14 protein-coding genes are annotated in these 17,875 nt (G+C 69.8%); 5 read left to right on the top strand and 9 right to left on the bottom strand.

Going from position 1 to position 17,875, the window contains the following annotated elements:
• Nucleotides 1–3 precede the first annotated feature (3 nt).
• The gene (locus ACFZDK_RS30625) at nucleotides 4–1,047 is read right to left on the bottom strand and encodes a zinc-binding dehydrogenase (RefSeq protein WP_390977157.1); all 1,044 of its coding nucleotides are present in this window, start codon (nucleotides 1,045–1,047) and stop codon (nucleotides 4–6) included.
• Nucleotides 1,048–1,101: 54 nt separating this feature from the next.
• Nucleotides 1,102–3,336 (bottom strand): MMPL family transporter, encoded by a 2,235-nt coding sequence (locus tag ACFZDK_RS30620; protein ID WP_390977156.1) that lies wholly within the window; start codon nucleotides 3,334–3,336, stop codon nucleotides 1,102–1,104.
• 264 nt (nucleotides 3,337–3,600) lie between these two features.
• On the opposite strand from ACFZDK_RS30620, the gene ACFZDK_RS30615 reads away from it, so the two are divergent.
• The 4 genes from ACFZDK_RS30615 (at nucleotide 3,601) to ACFZDK_RS30600 (ending at nucleotide 8,036) form a co-directional block, all read left to right on the top strand.
• Nucleotides 3,601–4,248, top strand: coding sequence for a TetR family transcriptional regulator (locus ACFZDK_RS30615; protein WP_390977312.1), 648 nt, complete (start codon nucleotides 3,601–3,603; stop codon nucleotides 4,246–4,248).
• A gap of 121 nt (nucleotides 4,249–4,369) precedes the next feature.
• Nucleotides 4,370–5,320, top strand: coding sequence for a PrsW family glutamic-type intramembrane protease (locus tag ACFZDK_RS30610; protein ID WP_390977155.1), 951 nt, complete (start codon nucleotides 4,370–4,372; stop codon nucleotides 5,318–5,320).
• Nucleotides 5,321–5,393: 73 nt separating this feature from the next.
• On the top strand, nucleotides 5,394–5,633 hold the full coding sequence (locus ACFZDK_RS30605; protein WP_390977154.1) for a cation transporter: 240 nt from the start codon (nucleotides 5,394–5,396) through the stop codon (nucleotides 5,631–5,633).
• Nucleotides 5,634–5,765: 132 nt separating this feature from the next.
• The gene (locus tag ACFZDK_RS30600) at nucleotides 5,766–8,036 is read left to right on the top strand and encodes a heavy metal translocating P-type ATPase (RefSeq protein ID WP_390977153.1); all 2,271 of its coding nucleotides are present in this window, start codon (nucleotides 5,766–5,768) and stop codon (nucleotides 8,034–8,036) included.
• Between the two features lie 556 nt (nucleotides 8,037–8,592).
• On the opposite strand, the gene ACFZDK_RS30595 is transcribed toward ACFZDK_RS30600, so the two are convergent.
• The 4 genes from ACFZDK_RS30595 to ACFZDK_RS30580 form a co-directional block, all read right to left on the bottom strand.
• Nucleotides 8,593–9,882, bottom strand: coding sequence for a citrate synthase (locus ACFZDK_RS30595; RefSeq protein ID WP_365682336.1), 1,290 nt, complete (start codon nucleotides 9,880–9,882; stop codon nucleotides 8,593–8,595).
• Between the two features lie 178 nt (nucleotides 9,883–10,060).
• Nucleotides 10,061–12,349: an ATP-dependent RecD-like DNA helicase gene (locus tag ACFZDK_RS30590; protein ID WP_390977152.1), complete on the bottom strand. Its 2,289-nt coding sequence runs from the start codon at nucleotides 12,347–12,349 to the stop codon at nucleotides 10,061–10,063.
• A gap of 29 nt (nucleotides 12,350–12,378) precedes the next feature.
• Nucleotides 12,379–12,564 (bottom strand): DUF397 domain-containing protein, encoded by a 186-nt coding sequence (locus tag ACFZDK_RS30585; protein WP_390977151.1) that lies wholly within the window; start codon nucleotides 12,562–12,564, stop codon nucleotides 12,379–12,381.
• 8 nt (nucleotides 12,565–12,572) lie between these two features.
• Nucleotides 12,573–13,409, bottom strand: coding sequence for a Scr1 family TA system antitoxin-like transcriptional regulator (locus ACFZDK_RS30580; RefSeq protein WP_390977311.1), 837 nt, complete (start codon nucleotides 13,407–13,409; stop codon nucleotides 12,573–12,575).
• Between the two features lie 180 nt (nucleotides 13,410–13,589).
• On the opposite strand from ACFZDK_RS30580, the gene ACFZDK_RS30575 reads away from it, so the two are divergent.
• Nucleotides 13,590–13,994 carry an ATP-binding protein gene (locus tag ACFZDK_RS30575; RefSeq protein ID WP_390977150.1) on the top strand — a complete coding sequence of 135 codons (405 nt, stop codon included), beginning with the start codon at nucleotides 13,590–13,592 and terminating at the stop codon, nucleotides 13,992–13,994.
• Between the two features lie 16 nt (nucleotides 13,995–14,010).
• Here ACFZDK_RS30575 and ACFZDK_RS30570 read toward each other — a convergent pair whose 3' ends face one another.
• Genes ACFZDK_RS30570 through ACFZDK_RS30560 form a run of 3 tightly spaced genes read right to left on the bottom strand, consistent with a single transcriptional unit; the run spans nucleotide 14,011 to nucleotide 17,850 of the window.
• The gene (locus ACFZDK_RS30570; protein WP_390977149.1) at nucleotides 14,011–14,790 is read right to left on the bottom strand and encodes a trypsin-like serine protease; all 780 of its coding nucleotides are present in this window, start codon (nucleotides 14,788–14,790) and stop codon (nucleotides 14,011–14,013) included.
• Nucleotides 14,791–14,812: 22 nt separating this feature from the next.
• Nucleotides 14,813–15,379, bottom strand: coding sequence for a hypothetical protein (locus ACFZDK_RS30565; RefSeq protein WP_390977148.1), 567 nt, complete (start codon nucleotides 15,377–15,379; stop codon nucleotides 14,813–14,815).
• The gene (locus tag ACFZDK_RS30560; protein WP_390977147.1) at nucleotides 15,376–17,850 is read right to left on the bottom strand and encodes a DNRLRE domain-containing protein; all 2,475 of its coding nucleotides are present in this window, start codon (nucleotides 17,848–17,850) and stop codon (nucleotides 15,376–15,378) included. The genes ACFZDK_RS30565 and ACFZDK_RS30560 overlap by 4 nt, the downstream gene beginning before the upstream one ends.
• Between the last annotated feature and the right edge of the window lie 25 nt (nucleotides 17,851–17,875).

Here is a 17,875-nt window from a genome sequence, read left to right as displayed (position 1 = left end):
GGCTCAGGCCCACGGTTCGATGACGGTCACCCCCGCCCCCGGTGCCGTGCCCATCGCCGCCAGCGCCTGCGGTGCCGCGTCCAGGGTGATCGTCGAGGTCACCAGGAGGTCGGGCCGGAGGGTGCCCGCGCGGACCAGTTCGAGCAGGGCGGGGTAGGCGTGGGCCGCCATGCCGTGGCTGCCGAGGAGTTCGAGTTCCAGGGCGATCGCACGGGCCATCGGCAGCGGGGTGGTGCCGTCCGGGGACGGCAGCAGGCCCACCTGGACGTGCCGGCCGCGCCGGCGCAGGGAGTTGACCGAGGCCGCGGCGGTGGCCGGTGAGCCGAGGGCGTCCAGGGAGAGGTGGGCGCCGCCGCCGGTGAGGTCGCGGACCGCCGCCGCCGGGTCGGCGGTGTCCGCCGCGTTCACACAGTGGACCGCGCCGAACTTCCTTGCCAGGTCCAGGGCCTGGGGTGACACGTCGACCGCTACCACCCGGGCCCCCGACGCGGCGGCGATCATCACCGCCGACAGGCCCACGCCCCCGCAGCCGTACACCGCGACCCACTCCCCCGCCGCGGCCCTGCCCTGCTGCACCACCGCCCGGAAGGCGGTGGCGAAGCGGCAGCCCAGGGAGGCCGCCGTCGCGTACGCCATGTCGTCCGGGATCGCGACCAGGTTCACGTCGGCGTGGTCCAGGGCCACGTACTGGGCGAAGGAACCCCAGTGGGTGAAGCCGGGCTGCGTCTGGCGTTCGCAGACCTGCTGGTCGCCGGCCGCGCAGGAGGGGCAGCCGCCGCAGGCGCAGACGAAGGGGACGGTGACCCGGTCGCCGGGGCGCCAGGCGGTCACCCCGGGGCCGGCCGCCTCGACCACGCCGGCGAGCTCGTGGCCGGGGACGTGCGGGAGCGTGATGTCCGGGTCGTGGCCCATCCAGCCGTGCCAGTCGCTGCGGCAGAGGCCGGTGGCCGCCACCCGGACGACCACGCCGTGCGGGGCCGGGCGGGGGTCGGGGACGTTTCGTACTTCGGGGGGCGTGGCGTAGTGGTCGAGGACGACGGCTCGCATGCGGCTTCCTTTCGGATGACTCCGGGAAGGGTAGGCGTCGCGGCCGCGGTCGGATCAGACACTGACGGTTGAGGAGGGCTGGTCGCGCAGTTCCTCGCGCCCCTTTCGGGGCGCGTTTTCGTCGCCCTCGCTCAAGCCGAACCGTTCGTGGAAGCGGCGCAGGGGAGCCGGTGCCCACCAGGTCGCCTTGCCGGTGAGCCGCATGATCGCCGGTACCAGGAGGCTGCGGACGACCATCGCGTCCATGAGGACGGCGAGGGCGATGCCGAGGCCGAGCATCTTGGTGTTGGTGACGCGGGAGGTCCCGATCGCCACCATCACCACCGCCAGGATGACGGCCGCCGCGGTGATCAGCCCGCCCGTGCGCTGCAGGCCGAGGCGGACCGAGCGCTCGTGGTCGCCGGTCCTGTCGTACTCCTCCTTGATGCGGGAGAGCAGGAACACGCCGTAGTCCATGGAGAGGCCGAAGGCCACGCAGAACATCAGGACCGGGAGGGTGGTCTCAATGGAGCCGGGGCTGGTGAAGCCGAGCAGGCCGGAGAGGTGGCCGTCCTGGAAGACCCAGACCACCGCGCCGAACATCGCCGTGAGGCTGAGGGCGTTCAGCAGGACCGCCTGGACCGGGATCAGGACGCTGCCGGTGAGGAGGAAGACCAGGAACAGGGTGACGATCGCGATGAACGCCGCCGCCCAGGGCAGGCGGTCCGCTATCGCGTGCTTGGAGTCGACCAGGACGGCCGCGGTTCCGGTGACCTTTGTGTCGAAGGGCGTCTTCAGGGCGCGCAGGTCGCCCACCAGGCGCTGGGCGTCCTCGTCCACCGACTCGCCCTTCGGCTGCACCGCGAAGTACGCGGAGTCGCCCTTGACCAGGGGGCCGGAGACCGAGGCCACCTCGGGCAGGGCGGCCACCCGCTCCTTGTAGGCCGCGTACCGGGCCCGCGTCGCCCCGCCCTCGGCCAGGACCTCCAGGTCACCGCCGGGGTTGCCCGGGAAGCCCTCCCGGATGTGCTGCTGGACGACATGGGACTCGGCCGTGGACGGCAGCTGGCGGTCGTCCGCCGTGCCGAACTTCACGCCCGCGAAGGGCAGTCCGAGGGTGATCAGGAAGGCCGTGGTGACGACGGCGAACAGCGGTGCCCGGCGCATCACCAGGGTCGCGGTGCGCGCCCAGGCCGTGCCCTCGGCGCCGGCGGGCCGGGACCGCGCGCCCCGGCGGAACAGCCTGCGCAGGTCCAGCGAGTTGACCCGGTGGCCCAGCAGGATGAGCGCAGCCGGGAGCAGGATCAGCGCGGCCGCCGCGGCGAGGAGGACCACCGCTATGCCGGCGTAGGCGAAGGAGCGGAGGAAGTACTGGGGGAAGACGAGCATCGCCGCCAGGGAGACCGCGACGGTCAGCGCCGAGAACAGGACCGTGCGGCCGGCCGTGCGCAGGGTGGTGCCGACCGCCGTCAACGGGTCGGCGCCGGAGTCGAGTTCCTCGCGGAAGCGGCGGACGATGAAGAGGGCGTAGTCGATGGCGAGGCCCAGGCCCAGGGCCGTGGTCAGGTTCATCGCGAAGACCGAGACGTCCGTGACGGAGGTCAAGGCGCGCAGCACCGCGTTGGTGCCGAGGATGGCGACGATGCCGATGCCCAGCGGGAGCAGGGCGGCGATCGCGCTGCCGAAGACCATCACCAGCAGGATCAGCGTGATGGGCAGGGCGATCAGCTCGGCGCGGGCCAGGTCCTCCTTGATGATGGTCTGCATGTCGTGGCGGACCGCGACCATGCCGCCGACCCTGACCGTCACCGGTCCGTGCGCGCCCCGGTAGTGCGGGGCGATGCGGTCCAGGGTGTCGGCCGCCGCCTTCTCGTCACCGGTGATCCGGGCCGCGATCAGCGCCTCGTGGCCGTCCCCGGCGCGCAGGGACGGTGACCCGGTCTGCCAGTACGAGCCGACGCCGGTGACGCCCTTCTCCCCGGACAGCCGGGCGGCCAGCGACTTCGCCTCGACGGCCACCGCCGGGGTGTCCACGGAGGCGCCGCGCGTGTCCACCAGGAGCAGCAGGTTCGGCTGGGAGTCCGGGAACTCGCGCTCCAGCGCCTTCGTCGCGTACGTCGACTCGGCGGCCGGGTCCTCCCAGCCGCCGCTGCCCAGCCGGTCGGCGACCCCGCTGCCGGCCAGCACGGCGAGCGCGGTGATCACCAGCGCGAGCAGCAGGGAGAGCCGGGGCCGGGCGGTCACGAACCTGGTCCAGCCGCCCGCTCGGGCCCCGCCCCCGGGCTCCGAGGGCTTGTTGACTTCGGTCATTTCGCGGTGTCCCCTTCACCGTGACCCCTGCTCACCGGGTACGCGTCGGTACGCATCCGCTCCGCGCACAAGGCAGCATGGGTCGGCCATTGCCGTCTAGACTGAAAAACACGAGAGATCGCTCGCGTTTCACCAGAATGCGAGCGACCGCTCGTGTTTGTCAATCGCGCACCGAGAAGCTGGGGACAACGCGTGCCCGACAAGCCCGAGAAGCCGGAGAGCCCCGAGCGTCCGGAGAGCCCCGCGAAGCCCGGGAACCCGGAGATGCCCGGGACCCCGGGCAAGGAGCAGCCGCGCCGCCGCCAGGCCCGCGGCGAGCGGCGCATCCAGCAACTGCTGGACGCCGCCGCCTCGGTCTTCTGCGCCACGGGCTACACGGCCGCCAGCACCAACGCCATCGCCCGCGAGGCCGGCGTCTCCCCCGGCACGCTCTACCAGTTCTTCCCGAACAAGGAAGCGATCGCGATCGAGATGGGCGACCGTCTCGTGCACGAGATGCGGGAGACCTACGGCGAGGCGCTCGCGCCGGTCGACCCCGCCACCCCGCTCGCGGACGCGGTCGGGGCCGCCGTGGACCGCTTCATGACCTTCAACACCGAACACCCCGTGTTCTTCACGCTGATGCACGGCCCGGACGTGCCCGGCGGGATCACCGAGGCGCACGACGCCCTGCACGCGACCCTGGTCGGCCGGATCGAGGATCTGCTCACCTCGCTCCTGCCGCCCGACACCGACCGGGCCCACGTCAGGCGCACCGCGCACGTCTGCCTCGGCGTCTACAAGGCGGGGCTGGAACTGGCCCTCGGCCACGAGGGCGCCGAGCGCGAGGCGTACGTCCAGGAGACCAAGGACGTCCTCGTCCGCTACCTGGACCCCCTGGTCGGCGACCGCCTGGGACAGCCCGCGCACTGACCCCGTCCGCCCCGGCGGCCGCCGTCCCCGAACTGCGACATACAACGCATCTGCCTAGAGTGCGGGTAAATCACACCAGTTCGCCGTCGCAGGCGCCGCAGGAGCACCAAGGGGACCCGCCGTGATCCACTCTCCGCAGCCCGGCCGGCCGCAGGCCCGCATCCCCGGTCCGCAGCAGCCGCCACCGCCGTACCCCCGTATCCGCGCGGGCCTTTGGAAGCGCTGCCTCGGCGGCGGGCTCGGCCTGTGGGCGCCGACCGCGGTGGTGACGTACGCGACGCGGAACACCACGCTGCTGCCGACGCTGATCCTGCTCGGCAGCTTTCTGGTGCCGGTGGCCTTCGTGCTGTGGGCGTACGAGCGGCACGGCCGTGACCTCGGGGTCAGCGCGATCCTCGGCTGCTTCCTGACCGGCGGCACGCTCGGGGTACTGGGCGCGTCGGTGGCGGAGTTCTACCTGGTCCGCCCCTCCTGGGGGATGTTCGTCTCCGTCGGCCTGATCGAGGAGGCGGTGAAGCTCGGCGCGCTGGTGTTCGTACTGCGCCGGCTGCCCGGGATCCGGGGCCTGCGGGCCGGTCTGGTGCTCGGCGCCGCCGTCGGCTTCGGCTTCGCGGCGCTGGAGAGTGCGGGATACGCGTTCAACGCGGCCGTCTCCACCGAGGGCATCGACCTGCGGGCGCTGATCGAGACGGAGATCCTGCGCGGGGTGCTTGCCCCCTTCGGGCACGGCCTGTGGACGGCGATCGCGGGCGCCGCGCTGCTCTCCTTCCGCCGCCCGAACGGCCGCTTCCGCCTCACCGCCCCGGTCGTCACCGCCTACCTGGGCGTCGCCCTGCTGCACGCCCTGTGGGACTCCACACACGGCATCGCGATCTGGCTGGTGGCCCGGCTGGCCGGCGCCGGCCTGGACCGGCAGTTGTTCGCCGAGGGGTACATCCCGCGCCCCACCGCGCAGCAGGAGCACCTCTTCACCCTCTTCTCGGTCGGTCTGCTGGTCCTCGTCTCACTGCTCGGCATCGCCTGGGTGCGTTCGCTGGCGCGCCGGGACCCCTCTTGGAGAAATACCCCCTAGGGGTATAGTGTGAAAACAGTGGGGTTCCCTCGTGGGCCCCATCGGCCCCACACGCCTCGACGAGGAGAACGACATGACCGTCCAGACCGACACCACGGGCTCCGTGACCGCCGTCTACCAGGTGACCGGCATGAGCTGCGGACACTGCGAGGGATCCGTCTCCGCCGAGATCTCCCAGCTCCCCGGCGTCAGCTCGGTGACGGCCGTCGCGGCCAGCGGCGAGGTCACGGTCGTCTCCGAGGCCGCGCTCGACGAGGAGGCGGTCCGCGCCGCCGTCGACGAGGCGGGCTTCGAGCTCGCCGGCCGCGCCTGACGGCCGGAAGGCACGCACAGCACCACGAGCAGTACGACCAGTACGTACGACGGAAACGTATCTCTCCGCCGGGCCGCGCCGACCAGCTGATACTGGATCCGTACGGCCCGGTCCGTTGTCTGGAGTCCGGACATGACCAGCACCACCACCGCACAGACACCGATAGCTCCGCCGGCGGCCTCCGACACCGCCGAGGTCGAGCTGCTCATCGGCGGGATGACCTGCGCCTCCTGCGCCGCCCGGGTCGAGAAGAAGCTCAACCGCATGGACGGCGTCACCGCCACCGTGAACTACGCGACCGAGAAGGCCAAGGTCAGCTACCCCCAGGGGGTACAGGTCGCCGACCTGATCGCCACGGTCGAGAAGACCGGCTACACGGCCGAGGAGCCCGCGCCCCCGGCGCCGCCGGAACCGCAGGAGACCCACGGGGAAGCTCCCGACACCGAACTCGCCGCCCTCCGCCACCGCCTCCTGGTCTCCGCGCTGCTCGCCGCCCCGGTCGTGCTGCTCGCCATGGTTCCGGCGCTGCAGTTCGACAACTGGCAGTGGCTGTCGCTGATGCTCGCCGCTCCCGTGGTCGTCTGGGGCGGCTGGCAGTTCCACCGCGCCGCCTGGACCAACGCCCGGCACGGCGCGGCCACCATGGACACCCTGGTCTCGGTCGGCACGCTCGCCGCGTTCGGCTGGTCGCTGTGGGCGCTGTTCCTCGGCGACGCGGGCATGGCCGGGATGCACGACGAGTTCCGGTTCACCGTCTCGCGCATGGACAGCGCGTCCACCATCTACCTGGAGGTGGCCTCCGGGGTCGTCGCGCTGATCCTGCTCGGCCGCTACCTCGAGGCCCGCTCCAAGCGGCGGGCCGGCGCGGCCCTCAAGGCCCTGATGGAGCTGGGCGCCAAGGACGTGGCCGTCCTGAGGAACGGCCGTGAGGTGCGGGTCCCGGTGGCGTCCCTGGCGGTCGGCGACCGGTTCGTCGTACGGCCCGGGGAGAAGATCGCCACGGACGGGACCGTGGCCGAGGGCGCGTCCGCGGTGGACGCGTCGATGCTGACCGGCGAGTCCGTCCCGGTGGACGTGGCCGTCGGCGACGCCGTCACGGGCGCGACCGTGAACGCCGGCGGGCGGCTGGTCGTCGAGGCGACCCGGGTCGGCGCCGACACCCAGCTCGCGCGGATGGCACGGCTGGTGGAGGACGCGCAGAACGGCAAGGCCGAGGTGCAGCGCCTCGCCGACCGGATCTCCGCCGTCTTCGTGCCCGCCGTCATCCTGATCGCGCTCGCCACCTTCGGGGTCTGGCTCGGCGTCACCGGCGACACGGCCGCCGCGTTCACGGCCGCCGTCGCCGTGCTGATCATCGCCTGCCCGTGCGCCCTGGGCCTGGCCACGCCGACCGCGCTGATGGTCGGCACCGGGCGGGGCGCGCAGCTCGGCATCCTCATCAAGGGTCCCGAGGTGCTGGAGTCCACGCGCCGGGTGGACACCGTCGTGCTCGACAAGACCGGAACGGTGACCACCGGGCGGATGAGCCTTCAGGAGGTGTACGTCGCCGAGGGCGCCGACGCGGACGAGGTCCTGCGGCTCGCCGGTGCGCTCGAACACGCCTCCGAGCATCCGGTGGCGCGGGCGATCGCCGCGGGGGCGGCGGAGCGGGTCGGGGAGCTGCCCGCGGTCGAGCACTTCGAGAACGTCCCCGGCCGGGGCGTACGCGGGCGGGTGGCGGGCCGCGAGGTGACCGTGGGGCGGCTGCTCGCCGAGACCACCGCCGAGGTGCCCGAGGAGCTGGCCCGGGCGCGCTCCCGGGCCGAGCAGGAGGGTCGTACGGCCGTCCTGGTCGGGTGGGACGGCGAGGTCCGGGGCGTGCTCGGCGTCGCCGACACGGTCAAGGAGACCAGCGCCGAGGCGGTCCGTGAACTGCGCGCGCTCGGGCTCACCCCGGTGCTGCTGACCGGGGACAACCGGGCGGTGGCCGAGGCGGTCGCGCGGACGGTGGGGATCGACGAGGTCGTCGCCGAGGTACTGCCCGAGGACAAGGTGGCGGTCGTACGGCGGCTGCAGGACGAGGGGCGGACGGTCGCCATGGTCGGCGACGGCGTCAACGACGCGGCGGCGCTGGCCACGGCCGACCTGGGGCTCGCGATGGGCACGGGGACGGACGCGGCGATCGAGGCCGGCGACCTGACCCTGGTCCGCGGCGACCTGCGGGTGGCGGCGGACGCGATCCGGCTCTCCCGGCGGACCCTCGCCACCATCAAGGGCAACCTCGTGTGGGCCTTCGGCTACAACGTGGCCGCGCTCCCGCTGGCCGCCGCCGGACTGCTGAACCCGATGATCGCGGGGGCCGCGATGGCCTTCTCCTCGGTGTTCGTGGTGACCAACAGTCTGCGGCTGCGCACCTTCCGGTGAAAGTTACCGCCGGTTCGCCGCACTGGATGTCACGGTCCCCCTAGAGTCCAACGCGCACCTCACATAAGCTCTTCACAAGGCTCGTGCATCATCCTTACGCTTGAGCTCCGATCGCTGTATCGGGGCTCTTGCGCATCTAACGGACATATGCAAGAGACGCAGATCACAGTGATGTGAACGTAACCATCGAAGGGGTTCGAAGGTCTAAGTTGGCGATGTCAGAGATGCGTCTTGGGGGGCGCTGACCTGGCATCTGGGGATGTCTTGGGGGACTTCCTCAGAGATGCGTTGCCGGGGCACGTACGACGGGAAGCTTTGAGCGGCCCTCCCGTGCCGTACGGGTCCCGGCAGATCGCACCGCATCACTGGATGTAGTACGGCGAGTTCTGCTCGTTGTGCTCAAAGCAGCGATTCAGGCGCTGCCGTACCGAGCGCCCGGCCGGATCCCGTGGGGGGAATCCGCACCGGGACACGGGAAGGCGCCCTGGTCGCCGGCCCGTGGGGGGACCGGCGCTCCAGGGCGCCTTCTGCTATGCCCGTGTGGCTAGCGGCGCGTTCAGCGCTCCTCGACCGGCACGAAGTCGCGCTCGACGACGCCCGTGTAGATCTGGCGCGGACGGCCGATGCGGGAACCCGGCTCCTTGATCATTTCCTGCCACTGGGCGATCCAGCCCGGCAGGCGGCCGAGGGCGAACAGGACCGTGAACATCTCGGTCGGGAAGCCCATGGCGCGGTAGATCAGGCCCGTGTAGAAGTCGACGTTCGGGTAGAGGTTGCGCGAGACGAAGTAGTCGTCGGAGAGCGCGTGCTCCTCCAGCTTCAGCGCGATGTCCAGCAGCTCGTCGGACTTGCCGAGGGCGGAGAGGACGTCGTGCGCGGCCGACTTGATGATCTTGGCGCGCGGGTCGAAGGACTTGTAGACCCGGTGGCCGAAGCCCATCAGGCGGACGCCGTCCTCCTTGTTCTTCACCTTGCGGATGAAGGAGTCGACATCGCCGCCGTTGGCCTGGATGCCCTCCAGCATCTCCAGGACGGACTGGTTGGCGCCGCCGTGCAGCGGGCCCCAGAGCGCGGAGATACCGGCGGAGATCGACGCGAACATGTTCGCCTGCGAGGAGCCGACCAGGCGGACCGTCGACGTCGAACAGTTCTGCTCGTGGTCCGCGTGCAGGATCAGCAGCTTGTCCAGGGCCGAGACGACGACCGGGTCCAGCTCGTAGTCCTGCGCCGGCACCGAGAACGTCATGCGCAGGAAGTTCTCCACGTAGGAGAGGTCGTTGCGCGGGTAGACGAACGGGTGGCCGACCGACTTCTTGTACGCGTACGCGGCGATCGTCGGAAGCTTGGCGAGCAGCCGGATGGTGGAGAGGTCGCGCTGCTTCTCGTCGAACGGGTTGTGGCTGTCCTGGTAGAAGGTGGACAGCGCCGAGACGACCGACGACAGCATGGCCATCGGGTGCGCGTCGCGCGGGAAGCCCCGGTAGAAGTTCTTGACGTCCTCGTGCAGCAGCGTGTGCCGCGTGATCTCGTTCTTGAACGTGGTGAGCTCGTCCACGGTCGGCAGCTCACCGTTGATCAGCAGGTAGGCCACCTCCAGGAAGGTGGAGCGCTCGGCCAGCTGCTCGATGGGGTATCCGCGGTACCGGAGGATGCCCGCCTCGCCGTCGAGGTAGGTGACGGCGGATTTGTAGGCAGCGGTGTTCCCGTAGCCGCTGTCCAAGGTCACAAGGCCGGTCTGCGCCCGGAGCTTCCCGATGTCGAAGCCCTTGTCGCCGACGGTGCTGTCGACCACCGGGTAGGTGTACTCGCCGTCGCCGTACCGCAGTACTACAGAGTTGTCGCTCACGTCTTCCCTCACCGACGTAGTGCCTCATCTTCGAGGTGCCCTGACTGTCTCTACCATCCCCCATTTGGCTCAGGAGAGTGCACTCGGGGTCGACCATTGGGCCTATCGGCGGCACTCAGTGCCGCCAACCTGCTCATCCTGCCCCCTTGTTTCCCCATCTGGAAGAGCCTTGTGACCTTCACGACTCATTTGATCGATCATTTTTTGTGATGCGTGGTGTCGAGAGCCTGAAGTCGAGCGCCGTACAGCGCCGGCCTGCGGACACCGTGCGCACCGCCTGCCCGATCGCCTTGCGCGAACCGACGAGGACGACCAGTTGCTTGGCCCGGGTGACGGCCGTGTAGAGGAGGTTGCGCTGGAGCATCATCCACGCTCCGGTGGTGACCGGGATCACCACGGCGGGATATTCACTTCCCTGGGAACGATGGATGGTCACCGCGTAGGCATGGGCCAGTTCGTCCAGTTCGTCGAAGTCGTACGGCACCTCCTCGTCCTCGTCCGTGAGCACGGTGAGGCGCTGGTCGACCGGGTCGAGCGAGGTGACCACGCCCACGGTGCCGTTGAAGACACCGTTCTCGCCCTTCTCGTAGTTGTTGCGGATCTGGGTGACCTTGTCGCCGACCCGGAAGACCCGCCCGCCGAACCGCTTCTCGGGCAGGTCGGGGCGGGCGGGGGTGATGGCCTGCTGGAGGAGTCCGTTGAGCGTGCCCGCCCCGGCCGGCCCGCGGTGCATGGGCGCGAGCACCTGCACGTCCCGCCGCGGATCGAGCCCGAACTTGGCCGGAATCCGCCGGGCGGCGACGTCCACCGTCAGCTTCCCCGCCTCCTCCGTCTCGTCCTCCACGAAGAGGAAGAAGTCCTTCATGCCGTCGGTGACGGGCTGCTGTCCCGCGTTGATCCGGTGCGCGTTGGTCACCACCCCCGACTGCTGCGCCTGCCGGAAGACCCGGGTGAGCCGGACGGCGGGGATGGGGCTCTCCTCGGCGAGCAGGTCCCGCAGCACCTCACCGGCCCCCACGCTGGGCAACTGGTCGACGTCGCCGACGAAGAGGACGTGCGCGCCGGGCGGCACGGCCTTGACGAGCTTGTTGGCGAGCAACAGATCCAGCATCGACGCCTCGTCCACCACCACCAGGTCGGCGTCGAGCGGCCGGTCCCGGTCGTAGGCCGCGTCGCCGCCGGGCTTCAGCTCCAGCAGCCGGTGCACGGTCGACGCCTCCGCGCCGGTCAGCTCGGCGAGCCGCTTGGCAGCCCGCCCGGTGGGCGCGGCCAGCACCACCTTGGCCCGCTTCGCCCGCGCCAGCTCCACGATCGACCGCACGGTGAACGACTTGCCGCAGCCCGGCCCGCCGGTGAGGACAGCCACCTTCTCGGTCAGCGCGAGCCGGACGGCGGCCTCCTGCTCGGGGGCGAGGTCCACGCCCGTACGGTCCTTCAGCCAGGCGAGCGCCTTGTCCCAGGCGACGTCCCGGAACGCCGGCATCCGGTCGTCGCCGGTGCGCAGCAGCCGCAGCAGCTGGGCGGCGAGGGCGACTTCGGCCCGGTGGAAGGGGACGAGGTAGACGGCGGTGACGGGTTCGGCGTCGGGGGTGGGGCCGGGGAGTTTCTCCCGTACGACACCGGGATCCTCGCCGTCCTCCGGCGGTGCGGCCAGCTCGGCGAGGCAGTCGATGACCAGACCGGTGTCGACCTGCAGCAGCTTCACCGCGTCCGCGATGAGCCGCTCCTCCGGGAGGTAGCAGTGCCCCTGGTCGGCGGACTGCGACAGCGCGTACTGCAGCCCCGCCTTCACCCGCTCCGGACTGTCGTGCGGAATCCCGACCGACTGGGCGATCTTGTCGGCGGTCAGGAACCCGATGCCCCACACATCGGCGGCGAGCCGATAAGGCTGGTTCTTCACCACGGAGATCGACGCGTCACCGTACTTCTTGTAGATGCGCACCGCGATCGACGTCGACACCTCGACGGTCTGCAGGAAGAGCATGACCTCCTTGATCGCCTTCTGCTCCTCCCAGGCGTCGGCGATCTTCTTCGTCCGCTTCGGCCCGAGCCCCGGCACCTCGATCAGCCGCTTCGGCTCCTCCTCGATGATCCGGAGGGTGTCCACACCGAAATGCCGGGTGATCCGGTCGGCGAAGACCGGCCCGATGCCCTTGACCAGCCCCGACCCCAGGTAGCGCCGCATCCCCTGCACGGTGGCCGGCAGCACGGTCGTGTAGTTCTCGACGGTGAACTGCTTCCCGTACTGCGGATGCGACCCCCACCGGCCCTCCATCCGCAGCGACTCCCCCACCTGGGCGCCGAGCAGCGCCCCGACGACCGTGAGGAGATCACCGGCACCTCTGCCGGTGTCGACACGGGCGACCGTGTAGCCGTTCTCCTCATTGGCATACGTGATGCGTTCGAGCACGCCTTCGACGGTGGCGAGTCGTCGTTCGCCTGTGGGGGTCCCCGCCTGGTCAGCCATGAACCGACGGTACCGGTGGGGTCTGACAGTCAGGGACGAGGTATGGATTTCAGGGCTCGGAGGAAGGGGGCGAAGGCGGAGGCGGGGAAGGTGAGGATGGCTCGGGTGGGGGCCTTGGAGTCGCGGACGGCGATCCGAGTGGGGCCCGTGGCTATTTCCACGCACTCGTTGCCGTCGTCCGGACCCGAGTAGGACGACTTCCGCCAGTTGTCCATGAGGTGCCTCACAGCTCTTTCAGCAGCCGGTTGACGAAGTCGCGCGATCGTTCGGTATCGAGCGACACGGCTTCCACCTTACGGAAGCGCGTTCGAAAGGCGCTGAGCTGTGATTCGGAATCGATGAACGCCGACCCGTGCGGTACGTCACGCACAACCGTGTCCAGCTTCGGTACGGCGCCGCCCACGTACGTCATGGTGCTGGCGGCTCTGGAGAAACCGTCCAAGTCGAAGGGAATGACCCGCACGGTGATGTTCTCGTCTTCGGAGAGCTCCAGGAGCTTGACGGATTGCGCCCGGGAGGCCGCGCGGTCGCCGACCCTGATCCGTAGAGCCGACTCGTGGATCACCAGCTCGTACGGGATGGCGATCTCCTGACCCGCCAAGCGGTGGCGGACACGCAACTCGAGTTCCTCGTCGGTGAGTTCAGGGATCCTGCCGGAGAAGACGGCACGGGCGTACTCCTCCGTCTGCAACAGGCCCGGTACGTACAGGATCGCGACGTCACGCCGGAACGACGCATGGTGGTTCAGTTCGGAGAGGTCCAGGAACGACGTGGGCAGGCGACCCCGGTACTCCTCCCACCAACCGAGCGTCCGCTCGTTGGCCATCTCGACGAGCGCTTCGACGAACTTCCCGTCCGTGCAGGCGTAATGGGATGCCAGTCGGCGCACCCGTTGCTCGCTGACGCCCGTGAGACCCAGTTCGATGTGGCTGATCTGGGCCCTGTTCGCCCCGAGTAGGGCTGCTGATTCGGCAGCGGTCAGACCAGCCGCCTCGCGGAGCCTGCGCAGTTCACTCCCCAGGCGCACCTGACGTGCCGTCGGCTCCCGCCTCTGGACCATGAGTTGCACTCCTCTTTTGGGGACAGTTCACACGACCAACTTGCCGCGGGTAACAGACTACCCATACCGTCAGTGACGCAACGCACACGCAGCGGAAGTGCACCACTCCGTCCTGCCATGACGGCTGCGGCAACGCCACCGCGCGTGAATCTCCCCCACAGCCACCGGAGTTGATGACGCATGCCCGAAGCCTGGGAGTACACCCTCACCATCCCCAACGACCTCCGCGCCGTCACCGTCAGCCGTCACACGCTCCGGCTGGTCCTCACCGCGCACGGACTCGCCCGCTTCCTCGACGTCGCCGAACTCCTCGCCACCGAGCTGGTCTCCAACGCCGTACGGCACACGAAGGGCCCCGCCGCTCTCCGCGTCCGCTGGTCGCCTCCCGGCACCCTCCGTATCGGCGCGTGGGACGCGGACCCGGAACCGCCGGAGCCCCCCGTGCCGTTGCAGCGGCTCGGGGACCTGGAGGAGGGGCGAGGGCTGGCGCTCGTACGGGCCTGTTCGGATCTGTGGGGCTGGCAGCCGCTGTCGCGGTACGGGAACCGGGGCAAGTACGTGTGGTGCGAGCTGGCCGCGGCGTAACCACCGGGGCCCTTGACTACTGCTCGACTGTGCGGTCGGTCCCGGTCACCCAGGTCCTGAGCGCGGGACCGCTCACATAGACGCCCACGTCGTCGATACGGCAGCTGGGGCCCCAGCTGACCAGACCCCACACCGCGTTCATAGCGAGGACCGGGCTGCCCGAGTCGCCCGTGCAGGTGTTGCGAGTGGCGTCGGCGGTCGGCACGGCGCACAGCTGCCAGCTGGGGTTGGGGGCGATGTCCAGGTTGAGCTGGGCGCGTGTGCATCGCTCGCCGGGTACGAAACGTAGAGGCACGGAGGTGCGACGGCAGGGGGCAACCCCTCCGTAGCCGTCACGGCCCCAGCCGAACTCGATACCTGTGGCTGGAGGTTGGTCGCTCGCGTCCGCCAGGTGGGCAGGCGCGGCGGTGGCTCTGCCTGCCAGTACCAGGAGCGCGGCGTCTACAGCCTGCCCTTGTGGCGTGCGGGGATGCAGGAGAGCCATGCGGACGTGGAGCCGCTGACCCGGGACGGGCGCGCCGCGGCACAGGTTGTCGGCTCCGACGACGGCGTCCACAGAGGCGGGCCGCCTGTCTCGTACGCAGTGGGCCGCGGTGAGTACCAGGGTGGGGGCGACCAGGACGCCGCCGCAGAACTGGCCGTTGAAGAGATTCCCGGCAGGGGAGGACGCGTTGACCAAGGCCACGACCGCGTCGGTGCCGGAACCCGAGGGCCGGGCGCCCGAAGCGAGGCCCGTCGAGCCGCCCGGCAGCAGGCCGATGAGGATCATCATCACCGCTGCCGGGATGCTCGTCATGAAGCGACGGGGCATCGGCGGTTCAGCATTTCTTCTTCTTCGTCTCCACGGTCAGGCCCATCACGTTGTGCCATACGTAGGTGGAGTCCCCGACGTGGTAGTGGACCAGGATCCCGGCCATGTGCACCCCGGAGGTGGCGGTGACTTGGAGATGCAGGACCAGGTTGTTCGCGACTTTCGCGTTCTCCGATTGGGGGGCGATGGTCGCTCCCACGGCCTTGCGGCGGTGGGCCCAGTCGATGCCGGGTTGGTCGATTGCCTCGGGATCGGGGGGGCAACCGTGGCCGTAACCGATGAAGGCCGTCGAGTTGGACACGATGACCGACTCGACCAGTCGTAGACCGCTCGCCTTCTTCAGCGTGATCTTGTCGACTACGACCGCCTTGCTGCCGTAGTTGTGCAGCTCGTCCCCGCCGACGGCGATGCTGCCGCCCGTCTTCGCCGGAATGCACACCTCGCCTGATCCGGCGTCGGCATAGCCGGGTCCGTTCAACGGTCCGTCCGTGGAATCCTGTTGATCGACCGAGGAGCAGCCTGTCACCAGCGCCGCGAGCAGGGTGAGAGCCGGCAGCGACTGCCTTACGTTCATCGGGTGTGCCCGCTCTTCGTGGTGGTGGCGACGAAGTTGTACGGATGGCTACCGCCCGGCGCTCCGCCGGTGCCGCAGAGGTAGCGGTTGGCGTTGAAGCTGTAATCCACCGTCGCGTCGCTGGAGTAACCGGTCTCGGCCGACAAGTCGATGCCGATCACATCGGCGAGACTGGCGCCGTCGGTCCAGGTGATGGCGCGGGAGGTGGTCCGGGTGAACTCGGTGTCCTTTTGGTAGTAAGCGCAGTGCTTGGCGGTGGGGATGTAGGCCGTACTCGTCTTCGCGCCGCCGTAGTAGCCCCTGGCGCGCACCTCGTAGTGATGGGTGACCGGGGATCCCCGGCCGGGGCTCTGGCAGGCCACCAGGTACTTGCCGTAGCTGTACTCGGTCTTGTAGTAGACGCCTCTGTTATTGCCGTAGGTGGGGTACTCCACGGAGATCGAGCTGGACTTGGAGATCGAGCCACCGCTGGTGAAGCTGCCGTAGGTGCCTGAGGCGGATACACCGACGCCCAGCGAACTGTCCGCGCCCTTGCTGTAGGAGAAGGAGTGCTTCACACCCGAGGTGGCGCTGTAGGTCTGGCCGGCGATCACCCATTTCGCCCCCAGCTTCTTCACCAGTGTGCCGTTGCAGGCCTTGGCGACGCCCGCGTCGGTGGTTGTGTCGCTCGTTTCGGATTCGGCCGCCGCGGTGTCGTCGGCAGCGGAGGCGGTCGCGCTGTCCGGATCGTCCGTCAGGGACTCGGGTGCCGAACTGCTCTCCTCGTCGACGCCGTTGCTGGCATCGACGGTGGAGCTTGAGTACTCGGAGGTGGACAGCGTGTTGTCCAGCACTAGGTCGGCGACCACGGGGGTGGTGTCGGCGATGGAAGTGGTATCCGTGTCCGAGGTGGCCGCGGCTGTGGTCGCCGCCAGGTACGCCGTAGCGCTCGACGAAGTGACCAGTGTGCGCGGGAAGTTGAACACCGCTTGCCGGCTGCCGGAGTAGGCGACGGTTTCGAAGTTCACCGTGCCGTCCGCCGCGGCCTGCGCAGTCAGCGCGGAAGCAGAGGCCACCCGTAGCATGTACCCGCCGCTGCTGTCGGAGACCGCCTTCGCGACAGGCTGCAGCTTCACCGAGTCCCCTTCTTCGAGGGCGTCGTCCGACTCGTTGTCCGGCCAGGCGTACAGCACCACGTCCGCACCGGCCGCCACGTTTCCGCCGGCGTCCTTGACCGTACCGCTGCTGACCACTGGAGTGGTGAGGCTCGACGAGTCAGTGATGCCCGCGAGCTCGGAGTCCTCGTACGTGATGGTCAGATGCGGTTCCTCGGCGTCGTCCCCGGAGACGTAGTTCGCGGAGCGGTAGCGCCGCCAGGTCAGGGAGTCGGTTTCGTCGACCGCGCGCAGTTGGATGCCGTAGTTGGGGGCGCCGTCCGCCCATGCCTGCACGATGGCGTCGATGTCCCAGTGGCTGTAGGCGGCGGGGCAGGACGAGGAATACCCGTGCGCCCCGGTGTTGGTCACCTCTCCGGTCCCGGTCACGGTCGGTACCGTGTCCCAGGTGACGGCCGAGGAGTCCCAGTCGGAGGTGACCCGGCGGACGCGGATGCCGGAGCCGGACGTGGAGCAGGTGGAGGACCAGTAGGAGTACAGGGACAGGTCGGTGTCCACGATGTGAGAGCCGACGATGTCGTCGACGTCGAACTTCAGGTAGGCGCGGGCCCGGTGGGTGCCACCGTCGTACGTGCCCACCCGTAGCTCCTCCGAAGAGCGCTGCGAGTCGGTGTAGTTGGGGCTCTCCAGCCAGGTGTCCGTACTGACCGCCAGGGTGGTGGTCGGATCGATGGTCAGCGGATAGCTGACGTCGGCGGAGTCGAGGAAGCTCATGTCCGGGGTGAGTACGAGGACCTGGCCCTCGTCGGTGTTCTCGATCCGGGAAGTGACCGGGGCGTCGTGCGCGGCGAGCCCGGAGGCGGGGTCGACAGCCGAGTCCCACATGTGCGGGGCCGGGGCATCGGCGACCGTTCTACCGCTCGCGTCGGTCAACAGCAGATGGCCGGAACTGGTCTGAGAGACCTGCAAACCTTGAGATGTGGTCAGCGGCATCCGGATGGTCAGGGGACCATCGGGCCTTTCGTGGAGTACGACCTGCTCGGAGAATCCGCCGGGCAGTGCTGTCACAACCAGGTCGCCACCGGAGACAGCGCCGGCGTACGTCGCCGTGTTCCCGTCCAGGGTCGGCGACGGCAGGTCGCCTCCGACGGAGAGGGCCAGCGAGGTCCCGCCGTCCGCCACCTTGGCGAAGGGGCCTGTCCCGCCGTCGGAGAGGTTCAGGTCCGCCACCGTCGCGTCGGGTGTGACCGCGGCTCCCGTGTCGGCGAGCGTGGTGTCGACAGGCGTCCAGGCGCCGTCCTGGCGGACCCGGATCGGCTCCTGGAAGACCTCGGTGGTCAAAGTGCCGTTCGGGTCGGCCCACGTGGTCGAGTCCACGCCACGGTCGAGAACACCGGCCACG

Source organism: Streptomyces sp. NPDC007901 (genome assembly GCF_042959465.1).
In the GTDB taxonomy this organism is placed as follows: Bacteria; Actinomycetota; Actinomycetes; order Streptomycetales; family Streptomycetaceae; genus Streptomyces.
The sequence above is the reverse complement of the archived record's forward strand: the minus strand, read 5'-3'. Positions and strand labels throughout refer to the sequence as shown.